Annotated in this window: 11 protein-coding genes and 1 other annotated feature; all 11 genes read right to left on the bottom strand. The window is 49.6% G+C overall.

Annotated elements, in window-relative coordinates:
• Positions 1-48: 48 nt before the first annotated feature.
• Positions 49-278: a binding site (T-box leader), on the bottom strand.
• 157 nt (positions 279-435) lie between these two features.
• Complete coding sequence (locus BBI11_RS02435; RefSeq protein WP_068460301.1) at positions 436-1,584, bottom strand: acyl-CoA dehydrogenase family protein; 1,149 nt, start codon at positions 1,582-1,584, stop codon at positions 436-438.
• Between the two features lie 23 nt (positions 1,585-1,607).
• Positions 1,608-2,378, bottom strand: coding sequence for an SDR family NAD(P)-dependent oxidoreductase (locus BBI11_RS02430; protein WP_068460299.1), 771 nt, complete (start codon positions 2,376-2,378; stop codon positions 1,608-1,610).
• Positions 2,379-2,411: 33 nt separating this feature from the next.
• On the bottom strand, positions 2,412-3,563 hold the full coding sequence (locus tag BBI11_RS02425) for a thiolase family protein (RefSeq protein ID WP_068460297.1): 1,152 nt from the start codon (positions 3,561-3,563) through the stop codon (positions 2,412-2,414).
• Positions 3,564-3,734: 171 nt separating this feature from the next.
• On the bottom strand, positions 3,735-4,631 hold the full coding sequence (locus tag BBI11_RS02420; protein ID WP_068460295.1) for a glycine betaine ABC transporter substrate-binding protein: 897 nt from the start codon (positions 4,629-4,631) through the stop codon (positions 3,735-3,737).
• 82 nt (positions 4,632-4,713) lie between these two features.
• A complete protein-coding gene (locus tag BBI11_RS02415; RefSeq protein WP_068460293.1) occupies positions 4,714-5,352 on the bottom strand; it encodes an ABC transporter permease in 639 nt (212 codons plus the stop codon).
• Positions 5,349-6,317, bottom strand: a complete 969-nt coding sequence (locus BBI11_RS02410; RefSeq protein ID WP_068460291.1) for an ABC transporter ATP-binding protein — start codon at positions 6,315-6,317, stop codon at positions 5,349-5,351. The genes BBI11_RS02415 and BBI11_RS02410 overlap by 4 nt, the downstream gene beginning before the upstream one ends.
• Positions 6,318-6,370: 53 nt before the next feature.
• Positions 6,371-7,213 carry a GNAT family N-acetyltransferase gene (locus tag BBI11_RS02405; RefSeq protein ID WP_068460289.1) on the bottom strand — a complete coding sequence of 281 codons (843 nt, stop codon included), beginning with the start codon at positions 7,211-7,213 and terminating at the stop codon, positions 6,371-6,373.
• 119 nt (positions 7,214-7,332) lie between these two features.
• Positions 7,333-8,550 (bottom strand): MFS transporter, encoded by a 1,218-nt coding sequence (locus tag BBI11_RS02400; RefSeq protein ID WP_068460287.1) that lies wholly within the window; start codon positions 8,548-8,550, stop codon positions 7,333-7,335.
• 98 nt (positions 8,551-8,648) lie between these two features.
• Entirely contained in the window at positions 8,649-9,593 is a 945-nt protein-coding gene (locus tag BBI11_RS02395; protein WP_068460285.1) for a DUF4003 family protein, read from the bottom strand.
• 53 nt (positions 9,594-9,646) lie between these two features.
• Entirely contained in the window at positions 9,647-10,456 is an 810-nt protein-coding gene (zupT, locus tag BBI11_RS02390; protein WP_068460283.1) for a zinc transporter ZupT, read from the bottom strand.
• 92 nt (positions 10,457-10,548) lie between these two features.
• Positions 10,549-11,199 carry a uracil-DNA glycosylase gene (locus tag BBI11_RS02385; protein ID WP_068460281.1) on the bottom strand — a complete coding sequence of 217 codons (651 nt, stop codon included), beginning with the start codon at positions 11,197-11,199 and terminating at the stop codon, positions 10,549-10,551.
• Positions 11,200-11,281 lie beyond the last annotated feature (82 nt).

Raw genomic sequence — 11,281 nt, 5'->3', positions numbered from 1 at the left:
GTCTCGTTTTTAAATGCAAAAATCCCCGCAACCGGGACTTACTCCGGTTGCGGGGACGGTTTTAACCGCGGTACCACCACGCATTAATGCATTTTGCACTCACTTAATCAGGCTTCTTCAGCCTTTCCCTTTAACGCAGGGATACGTCCGCCATACTCGCTTCCGCTTTCCGGCTGGCTCTCATAAGTCCATTCGCACAGCGCATCCAATCAGCTTTCACCACCCGCTGACTCTCTACATGAACACCACTGCCTACTCGTCTCACTCTTAGATTTCTACTGTTCTGTTCTCATCTTTGCTAACTCTTCTCTCGAATAGACTTGCCGCTACCAACAAGTTGTCCTTCATACTAAAAGGTTTTGTATATTCTGTCAAGTGGTAACTCCTGCAAGCCAATCAAGCTTTCTAGAAGCCCGCGACTTGGAACCGTCTTCTTCACAGCCCCATCCGTTTAGCGATGATGGTTTTCATAATTTCATTCGATCCGGCATAAATCGCAGCCACCGGAATGTCCCGGTAGCGACGGGCGATTTTATATTCTTCCATATACCCATAGCCACCGTGTAATTGCATGCAGTCGCTCGAAATTTTCTTCGCCGTCTCTGTCAGCCAATATTTCGCCATCGACACTTTCGAGACGACGTCTTTTCCTGCCATATGGTCTTCGATCAACGACTCTAAAAACGCTTTGCCCAGTTCAATCTCCGTTGCCATCTCCACTAGCTTGAACTGAGTGTTCTGAAATGCGCTGATGGGCTTGCCGAATGCTTTGCGGGATTTCACATAATCGATCGTCATCTCGAGCATGTCTTCCGATGCGATTTGTGCGGCAAGCGCCACGACGAGCCGCTCCTGCTGCAATTTTTCCATTAAGTATGTAAAGCCTCGGTTCTCTTCTCCCACGAGATTTCCGGTAGGCACCCGGCAATCTTCGAAATACAACTCTGAGGTGTCTTGTGCGTGAAGTCCGACTTTATCGAGCTTGCGTCCTTTCGTGAACCCAGGTGTCCCTTCTTCGACCATCAACAACGAGATGCCTTTATGCTTCGGCTCCGCTTTCGAATCGGTTTTGACGACTACCAATACATGCGTACAATTGATGCCGTTGGTGATAAAGGTCTTCTGGCCGTTAACAATATAATGGTCACCGTCTTTTACAGCTGTTGCGGAAATACTGGCGAGATCCGACCCAGCCCCCGGTTCCGTCATCGCGATGGCTGTAATGTATTCACCGCTAATACACCCTGGAAGCCAATCTTGTTTCTGTTGATCTGTTCCATATGCTTCAATATAAGGAACGGTAATGTCATTGTGAAGTCCGACACCCGTCAAACTCGCCCCGACGCGTTCCATCTCTTCGCCGATAATGACGCCGTAGCGAAAATCAAGGCCAAGCCCACCATACTGCTCTTCTACTTGAGGGCATAAAAAGCCCATATCCCCAAGTTTTCTCCAGAATGATTTTGGGATGAGGCGGTCTTTTTCCCATTGTTCGTAATAGGGCACCGCTTCTTTCTCTAAAAATTTACGCAAGGATTTACGGAACATTGTATGTTCTTCTTCTTCAAAACGATATCTCGCCATCATTCCCACTCCCTTTACTTCCCTTATTTCGGTTGCATGCGAATCGCGCCGTCCAAACGAATCACTTCGCCATTCAATAACGGATTGTCGACAATGCTTTTGACCAATTTGGCGTATTCAACAGGACGGCCTAGGCGTGCGGGAAACGGCACCGTCGCAGACAGCGAAGCGATGGTGGATTCTGGCAAGCCTTCGAACATTGGCGTTTGCATAAGTCCTGGCGCAATCGCTAAGACGCGAATGCCATCACGTGCGAGTTCACGGGCAATCGGCAAAGTCATTGAGACGATCCCACCTTTTGATGCGCTATAAGCTGCTTGGCCGATTTGCCCTTCAAAGGCTGCGACAGAGGCGGTCGAAATAATGACGCCGCGCTCTCCTTCTTCATTCGATTCGTTGCCTTGCATTGCGGCCGCTACCACACGCAAGACATTGAAACTGCCGACTAAATTGACTTGGATAACTTTTTCAAAACGTTCAAATGCTAGCGGCTGTCCTTTTGACACGACTTTTCCTGGCGTGGCGATGCCTGCGCAATTAACCAGCAGATTGATATGGCCTAGTTGATCGACTGCTATTCCCACACTTTCTTCCACTTGAAGCGCATTCGTCACATCCGTTTCGATATAACCGACTTGCCCCTCGTCGAAATCAGCCATGACTGCCTGCGCACGCTCTTCGTTAAGATCGAAAATGACTGCACGACCTCCGCTTTCTGCAATGTGGCGCACTGTTGCTTCCCCTAATCCAGAAGCTCCTCCAGTGACGATTGCTTTCACTTTAGAAAAATCCATTTCTCTCTCCCCTTTAATTATGTCTTGATCAAATTAAGAAAGCCGTTCAATGATCGTCGCATTGGCCATTCCCATGCCTTCACAAATAGCCAGCAAGCCGTAACGGCTATCCGAGCGCTCAAGTTCGTGAACGAGCGATACCAATAATTTCGTTCCGGTCGCACCTAAAGGATGCCCCAATGCAATCGCGCCACCGTTGACGTTAAGCTTATCCGGATCTCCCCCGATATCTGAAAGCCATGCGAGCGGAACAGGCGCAAAGGCTTCATTCACTTCATAGCGGTCCATATCTTCAATTGACAGTCCGGCTTTCGCCAGCACTTTTTTCGTCGCCGCTATCGGCCCCGTCAACATCAACGTTGGATCGGATCCGACTACTGTGCGGGCAAGAATACGCGCTTTCGGTTTCAATCCAAGCTCCTGCGCTTTTTCGTTCGACATCAATAAGACAGCGGATGCCCCGTCACTCATTTGGCTGGCGTTGCCTGCCGTAATAACGCCTTGTTCATCAAAAGCAGGTTTCAACCCAGCGAGCACCTCTTCGGTCGTCCCAGCTCTTGGCCCTTCGTCTGTCGCGACTTTCTGGAAACCGCTTTGTTCTTCCGGCACTTCAATCGAGACAATTTCCTTGTCATAGTGTCCGCTTTCAATAGCATTTTGCGCGCGTTCATGGCTCTTAACTGCATACGCATCTAATTGCTGCCGGCTGAATCCCCATTGTGCCGCAATGCGTTCTGCTGATAAACCTTGATTGATGATTTCGTATTGATCGGTCAATTTTCCACTCGGCTGCGCCCCTTGCATATTAGAGAACATCGGGACACGCGTCATGCTTTCCACGCCGCCTGCAATAACAATATCCATATCACCCGCAAGAATCGCCTGCGCACCAAAGTGAACAGCTTGCTGGCTCGATCCGCATTGGCGGTCGATGGTTACCCCAGGCACAGAATCCGGGAAGCCGGCGATCAATGCCGCGGTTCTTGCGATATTGCCGCCTTGTTCTCCCGATTGAGAAACACAACCGAGAATGACGTCTTCTACCAAGCCTTTGTCGACGCCCGCCCGTTTCATCAATCCCTCTAGCACGACAGCTGCCAGTTCATCCGGGCGCATTTCATTTAATTTGCCTTTGCGCCTGCCGACTGGCGACCGAACCCCTTCAACGATGACTACCTCTCTCATCTACTATCACTCCTAATATGAAATCGCTTTCATTATATTAAACTGAATTGAATGACTATTCACTCACCTTCATTTATTGTACAAGACTCTTCCACGGATTACTACACGGAAAACTACCAACCATTCTTGCACATAAAAAAACCCTGCAGCAACATGCCGCAGAGTTTGTGATCATTCTTCGATTAAACCTTTTTCAATCAGGAATTCACGCGCTACTTCGTTCGGGATTTCTTGGTCTGCATCAACCCGCGAGTTCATCGCAAGCATTTCTTCTTCTGTGATCTGTCCGGCAAGTTCGTTCAGCAACTCCTCAAGTTCAGGATATTCTTCGAGCGTTTCCATCCGGACGACCGGTACTGCATCGTATTTCGGGAAAAACGACTGGTCGTCTTCTGTCGTTTTTAAGTCGAACAAGTCGATGCGGCTGTCGGTTGTGAAGGCCGGGATCACATCGACGTCTCCATTTTGGACCGCTTCATACATAATCGCCGGATCGAAGCTTTCAGTCGCTGAAAACTCGAATGGGTATGTGGCAACCATGTCATCATAGCCGTCTCCTTGGCGTTCATAAAATGGATGCGGTGCCCCGAAAGTCATGTCTTCAGATTTCGAGATTTCCGCAAGATCCGAATAAGTGTCCGCGTCGTAGTCTTTGGCGTATGCCAACGTATAACCGTTTTCAAATCCGAGTGGTTCGAGCCATGTAGCACCCAATTCTTCTTCATAACCCGCCCGCACTTCTTCTAATACTTCTTCAGAAGACTGTCCTGGCGTCGACTCCCGCTTCAAGACGTCTTTCAAGCCGGTTCCGGTGTATTCGACGTACATGTCGATATCGCCTTGCTCAAGTGCTGGCGTCAAAATCGATACTTCCCCGAGCCCTTCTTCGTATTCCACGCTATAATCGGAATTCGCCTCGATATACTGTCCGACAATATGTGGCAGAATGTATTGTTCTGTCCAAGGCTTGCCTCCGATAATGATCGGTTCCGAATCCGCTCCCCCGCCGCTGCATGCCGCTAAGACTGCGGACGTTCCAAGCAAGATGCCAAATGCTGTTTTTTTCATTGATGCTCCCCCTTTACGGCCCGTTTCGAGCCTACTTTCCTTATTTATCATACCATTTCCGCTCACGGCATCACTGCCTGCTTTAGATTTTCAAGCCTTTTGGCGTGGCCCGTTTTTCGATCCATTTCAAGATCAAGTCGAACCCGATCGCCAATAAAGCAACCGGCAAGGCGCCCGCAAGCACCAAAGAGTTATTATACGATTGCAGACCGCGGTAAATAATGTCGCCAAGCCCGCCCGCACCAACAAAAGTGGCGAGCGTCGCGATGCCGACCGTCAAAACCGTTGCAGTACGGACGCCTGCCATGATAAACGGCAGCGCAAGCGGCAGTTCGATTTGACGTAAAATCTGCGTTCTCGTCATGCCCATACCGCGCCCTGCCTCAATCGTCGATCCATCAACTCCGACAATGCCGGCATATGTATTCCGTAAGATTGGCAATAGCGCATAGATGATCAATGCAATTAAAGCTGTCGGCGAGCCGATGCCAAGAATGGGCACTAAAAACCCGAACAACGCTAAACTTGGTATCGTTTGAAATATCGCCGTCACACCGATAACCGGTTCAGCAAAGCGCCGGTAGCGAGCGATAATGACGCCCGTCGGCAAAGCGATAGCAATACCAATCGCCACTGCTACAAATGATAAATAGATGTGTTCAATAAAGGCATCTTGTATCATATCTTGCCTGCTAATAAGTGTATCGAAAAATGCATTCATGCCGTTGCCCCCTTCCCTGCCTGAAGAGCAGCTCTCAAGAGTTCACGTTCTCCGGCGAATCCGACCACTTCACCTTTATCGACTACAGCGAGGCGCGGCTTGCCGCTTTGCTCCAATAGCTGATGGGCATCGCCGACTGACATTCCTGCCTCTGCCGGCTCGGCCTCTCCAGCCCAATCTGTCTCAAAAAGAGACACAAACTCCTTCAAACGCCGCTCTCCAAATGAACGTTTCTGGTTAATGCGTTCGGTACCGATGAAATTCCGCACAAATTCGTTTGCGGGTTCATCGATCAATTGTTGCGGCGTTCCAATTTGCTCGACTTGGCCATCTTTCATCACGACGATGGTATCGGCAATTTTCAAGGCCTCGTCCATATCGTGGGTGACAAAAATAATCGTTTTATGGATTTCTTGCTGCAAATGGCGCAGCTCGTCCTGCAATTGTTCCCGGCTGATTGGGTCGAGAGCCGAAAACGGTTCATCCATCAAGACGATGTTCGGGTCTCCCGCGAGCGCACGGACGACGCCGACTCGTTGCTGCTGGCCTCCGCTCAATTCCAACGGATACCTGTCCATAAAGACGTCCGGATCCAATCCGACAAGTTGCAGCAGTTCTCTTGAACGTTCGTTGGTTTTATCTGCAGGCCAATTCAATAGCTTCGGCACCAGCGAGACATTATCAGCAATGGTCATATGCGGAAACAGGCCGATGCGTTGGATGACATAACCAATCGACCGCCTTAACTTCACCTCGTCCATGCCGGTGATCGGCTCATCGTCTATGTATATGGCGCCTGCTGTCGGATTTTCCAGCTTGTTCACCATTTTCATTAAGGTCGTTTTGCCGCAACCACTTGGGCCAATAATGGCCGTTAGCTGGCGCGCGGGCAGATCGAGCGTAATGTCTTTCAACGCTTCCGTCCCATCTGGAAAGCGTTTTGTGACCTTGTCAAAGCGGATCATTCGCTTCGCCCCCTTTCAATTGGTCGTTTTTCTATACCCTTATACACAGGGCTTTACTCCCCCGCCGGCTCTTCAAGTTTCAAGTGGACCGGATTGGCGATCTGTTCATAGCCGATTTCCTTGTAAATTTTATTGGAAGTGCCGTTTGACAGGTCTGTATAAAGCATAGCAAAATCATACTCATTCAGCAGCTCTTCTGTAACTTCGGCAACAAGTGTCCGGGCATAGCCTTTTTTTCGCCATTCTTTGGGCGTAAAAACAAACGAAACGGTAATGCCATGCTTGGATGGACGCGCTTTTTTCATGCAAGACACAACGTGCCCTTCGTCTTCCCAGAGAAATACTTCCTTGCGCAAGATGAAGTCGCCGATTTTTTCTTCGGACTCTTCTAATGAGGGATTTCCAATATCGGTTTCTTCACTAAACAATTGATACCATTCCACTAACAAAGGCGCATCTAGACGATTCGCCACTCGCCAGCTGCCGGGGCTTTTTTCTAGTTTTCTCTGCACTGCGTCGATTCGGTACAAGCCTTGGTCCATCGCAATGTCTGCAGTTCCTCCCCAAGCCGCAGCAAATTTACTAGCTGTCGCCTTGTCCCCGATGACCCCGGAAACAGCGATCTCGGCACGGCGGAATTCTGCAGCCGCCAATGCTGTCACAACTTCTTCCTCACGTAAAACGATCAATTGCAAAGGATGTGGCGGTGTTATCAAGGCCAGTGCAGCCATTCCTTCCGCATCTTCTGCAAGCCCTAAAAAGAAGCTATTGTAGCGCCCTTGTTCGATCTGGCCGAGCACGCCGAGAAATAAACTATATAGATCTTCCCTTTGCTCCAACAACGGACGTACTTTTTCCATATACAAATCAATTTCTCGGTACCATTTCCACTCCATGTTCCCACACCCATTTCCATTAAATTCAGTTGTTTCTTAACTTATTGGCCATTTCCCCCTCATTCCCCTTTACGATTTAGTGAAAATAAAAACGCGGACCCTCCCAGGCCCACGTTTCTTCATTCCAATTCCATCTGTTTCGTTTCAGTCCCAAGGAAAGCGACCGCCATTGCGCCGATCAATATCGAGACGCAGAAAATCGCAAAAATCACATTGAGCCCAAATCCTGCCGTCAGCATGGAACCAACAAGAAGCGGCCCGAGAATGCCTCCGATGCGCCCAAACGACGCGGCCATTCCTGTGCCTGTGGCGCGAATAACGGTTGGATACTGTTCAGGCGAGTAAGCGTAAAGCGCTCCCCATGCCCCTAGGTTGAAAAATGACAAGAACGCTCCAGACACTACCAGCGCAGTAACCGTATCGGCGTTGCCGAAAGCTAGTGCGGAAGCGGCTGTTCCGATCAAATACGTCACCAACACGAATTTCCGGCCAGCGCGCTCAATCAGCCAAGCTGCTGAGAAATATCCTGGCAATTGCGCAAGCGTCATGATCAGCACATATTGGAAACTTTGAATGAGGGGAAAGCCTTTCATGACCATAACACTCGGAAGCCACAGGAACATTCCATAATAAGAGAACACCACAGTAAACCAAACAATCCACAGCATGATTGTCGGACGCCGGTAAGTTTTCGACCAGACATCACGGATATTCGTCGAAACCGAGCGCAGCACGTCTTTTTTCGCTGTGAACTGCGGCGAATCCGGCAAATTGATGCGCAAATACAATGCATAAAAAGCAGGCAAGGCCGTCAGCAATAGCGCGATCCGCCAGCCGTATTCAGGGATGATGAAGTACGAAATAATCGCAGCAACCAGCCAGCCGGCAGCCCAAAAACTTTCAAGCAATACAACCACCCGACCGCGATCCTTTGCCGGGACACTTTCTGACACCAAAGTCGAAGCGACCGGCAATTCTCCGCCAAGTCCCATGCCGACAAAGAAACGCAAGATTAGGAAAGCGGCAAGCGTCGTAGTAAACGCCGAGATGCCGCTCGCCAGCGAGAACAATAATAAGGTGATGATGAAAATTTTCTTGCGCCCGACACGGTCGGCATAAATGCCGAAGACGAATGCGCCCACAGCCATCCCAATCGAGTTGACGCTGCCGATCCAGCCCATCTGCTGGGAAGTCAGTCCCCAATCTTCGTGAAGCGCCGCAATAACAAACGCCAAAATTCCGACGTCCATGGCATCAAACAGCCAACCAAGTCCCGCGACGCCCAATAATTTTCGTTGTGAAATAGGTTTTGTATTTTTTTCTGTCGTAGTTGTCATATTCTTTCCCCTTGTCTTGACACTTGTCTGTTATTTTTTACACCCTAACTATACCGCTACAGGCATAAAGTGACAAGGGATGTCTGAGAGCTTCGTAATCAGCTCCCGGAATTATTAGAAGAAGCGATGATTGCACTCATGCCGAGCATCATCGCTGCTTGCTGGGCCTGCAAAAGCATTTCGATCGAAGCCGCGAATACCGCCACGCCTTTTTCATGAAGCTGCACTGATTCTGCCAAGGTCAATTGGATTGCTGATGGGAGAACCCACTGACCGTACCAACGGAATAATTTCGACGCTTCTAGCTCACGGGCCATATCCACAACCTTACGCAAAGCTTCTCCATCCGCTTTTGCGACAGCCAAAAAGCCCAGCACGGGATAATGTTCCACACGCACTTTTATCTTTTCCGCTTTCAGAAAATCACGAATTGCCACGACTCGACCTGCCACTTCCGGCTGAAATACGGGCGAATCGAATGTCAGGACCTGACTTAGCCATTGCAGCTGGTTGCCGGCTGAAAACCCTTGAGGGCGCAACTCCTTATAATAACGGTTCATGGTTTCCGCACGCTCCCGCACATCACCTTCTTGATTCGACAACAAGGCAACGTATGGGATATCTTCACTTGACGTAAGGAAAGGATGGTGGGTTTGCATGGCCTTATACAATTCCCTCGCACGCCCCGCTTCTTCTGGCTTTGTCATCATCAAACCGCCGAGATAAGTATAGGAACTCTTCCAGAACTTGTGCTCGTTCAAAGCTCGTTGGTTAGCATTTAGCAATTCCAACGCTTCTTGTGCAGGCTTTTCTCCAAGCGTCAGGTAAGCCGTGACGATATGGTGAAGGTGCGCACGCAGCGGCGACAAGAATCCTTCTTGATTTTTGATAAGCTGAGAAACCTGATGATGAGCGTCCTCATCAAATTCACGGCCGCGGCTCAAATAAATCATCGCAACTGCAAGCGATACCTGCTTATCAGTCGTCCAGCCTAGCGCTTTTGAAATCCGCTCGTAAGTTTCCTCGATTTTTTTGACTTCCATCGAAAAACGCCTCCTTGACCCGTTATACGGCCAAAGAAGCGTCAGGTTTCAAGTTATACGAGAAGAACAAGGCTAAGAGCCATAACTGCCATTCCGGCAACCAATCCGTAAATCGATAGATGGGCTTCGTCGTAGCGCTTCGCAGCTGGCAACAACTCATCCAGCGAGATGAATACCATGATCCCCGCAACGCCCGCGAAAATAATGCCGAACAAAGTATCGCTCAAAAACGGCATCAAAAACAGCCATGCGGCAATCGCGCCGACTGGTTCGGAGACCCCTGAGAGAAAGCTGTATTGGAATGCTTTCTTGCGGCTGCCAGTCGCATAGTAGATGGGTACCGACACTGCGATGCCTTCCGGAATATTGTGGATTGCCACTGCGATCGCGATGGCGATGCCGAGCGCAGGATCCTGAATCGCTGACATGAATGTCGCGATGCCTTCCGGAAAATTGTGGATCGCAATGGCGAGCGCCGTGAAAATTCCCATCTTGCGGAGCCGGGCATATTCGTCATTCGTCGGCCCTTCATCCATGTCTTCCACCGTCCGTACTTCATGGGGATTACCCATTTGCGGCAGGATGCGGTCAAGAACTGCCATGAAAACCATCCCGCCAAAAAAGCCCGCGAGCGTCAGCCAATAGCCAGTCGTCTCTCCTTGCGCTGCTGTCAACGCGTCTTTCGCTTTAAAGAAAATTTCGATCATGGAGACATAAATCATGACCCCCGCCGAAAATCCGAGTGATACGGACAGGAACTTCGTATTGGTGCGCGAAGCGAAGAATGCGATCAAACTGCCGATCCCGGTTGCAAGCCCTGCAAAAAGCGTCAAGCCAAGGGCGAATAAAACCGTACTGTCCATAGAGCCAACTTCCTTCCAGTAGTAATGAATAAAGCTATTCTACTCCAGAAGTTTCCTTTGCACAACTTTCTTCAATGAAGAGAGCTTTTCCATTATTTATACACTTCGTTGCGCAGTAACCGCCCGAGCTTTTCCCAATCCGCATCTTTATGCTCCCGAACAGGCGGGTTGTAAAAGACGCTTGCCGGATGAAACGTCGGAAAAATATGATAGCTCTCTTTCGTTTCCAAGAACGCGCTCGCTTCTTCGTCCCAGTAAAGAATTGGCGTTTCCATTAAAACTCCGTGCAATTGCATGATCTTAGCCTCTCGCCCAATGAGTCGCTGCAGGCCGACATTGCCGAGCGTTACAATTACAGGCGGTTTTACCGCACGGATTTCTTCATCCAGAATCGGTGCATGAGCAATGATTTCTTTTTTGGTGGGGGCACGGTTGTACTTACGCTTTATCATTTCACCCCCGCGGCTACGTTTTTCTCCCCATTTATACGGCCGGCTTCTGACCGCACTCGTAATATAGACATCCTCTCGCGTGAGTCCGACGCCTTCGAGTGATGCCATCAATTCTTTGCCGGCGCGACCAGTAAACGGGATGCCCGTTTCCACTTCGTTCTCCCCTGGCGCTTCTCCAACCAGCATCAAAGCAGGAGACTCCGGGCCAGTTCCCCAGACAAAACCATCTACCGGAAACCCTTCGATACGCTTCTTGCCCATTTCCGCTAATTCTTGAGAAATTCTATACATTCCTATCACCCTTTCCTACATTCATCGAATTTTATTTTTTCGTTAATTAGCGCGATTTGCAATCGCTTTCACGTAAGAAAAC

The organism is Planococcus maritimus (assembly GCF_001687625.2).
Taxonomy (GTDB): domain Bacteria; phylum Bacillota; class Bacilli; order Bacillales_A; family Planococcaceae; genus Planococcus; species Planococcus maritimus.
This window is presented reverse-complemented; position numbering and strand designations above follow the sequence as displayed.

What these genes read in the sequence shown, in the direction of transcription:
- BBI11_RS02435 (WP_068460301.1), bottom strand. Translation starts at nt 1,584, where the DNA reads ATGGCGAGATATCGTTTTGAAGAAGAAGAACATACAATGTTCCGTAAA.
- BBI11_RS02430 (WP_068460299.1), bottom strand. Translation starts at nt 2,378, where the DNA reads ATGGATTTTTCTAAAGTGAAAGCAATCGTCACTGGAGGAGCTTCTGGA.
- BBI11_RS02425 (WP_068460297.1), bottom strand. Translation starts at nt 3,563, where the DNA reads ATGAGAGAGGTAGTCATCGTTGAAGGGGTTCGGTCGCCAGTCGGCAGG.
- BBI11_RS02420 (WP_068460295.1), bottom strand. Translation starts at nt 4,631, where the DNA reads ATGAAAAAAACAGCATTTGGCATCTTGCTTGGAACGTCCGCAGTCTTA.
- BBI11_RS02415 (WP_068460293.1), bottom strand. Translation starts at nt 5,352, where the DNA reads ATGAATGCATTTTTCGATACACTTATTAGCAGGCAAGATATGATACAA.
- BBI11_RS02410 (WP_068460291.1), bottom strand. Translation starts at nt 6,317, where the DNA reads ATGATCCGCTTTGACAAGGTCACAAAACGCTTTCCAGATGGGACGGAA.
- BBI11_RS02405 (WP_068460289.1), bottom strand. Translation starts at nt 7,213, where the DNA reads ATGGAGTGGAAATGGTACCGAGAAATTGATTTGTATATGGAAAAAGTA.
- BBI11_RS02400 (WP_068460287.1), bottom strand. Translation starts at nt 8,550, where the DNA reads ATGACAACTACGACAGAAAAAAATACAAAACCTATTTCACAACGAAAA.
- BBI11_RS02395 (WP_068460285.1), bottom strand. Translation starts at nt 9,593, where the DNA reads ATGGAAGTCAAAAAAATCGAGGAAACTTACGAGCGGATTTCAAAAGCG.
- zupT (WP_068460283.1), bottom strand. Translation starts at nt 10,456, where the DNA reads ATGGACAGTACGGTTTTATTCGCCCTTGGCTTGACGCTTTTTGCAGGG.
- BBI11_RS02385 (WP_068460281.1), bottom strand. Translation starts at nt 11,199, where the DNA reads ATGTATAGAATTTCTCAAGAATTAGCGGAAATGGGCAAGAAGCGTATC.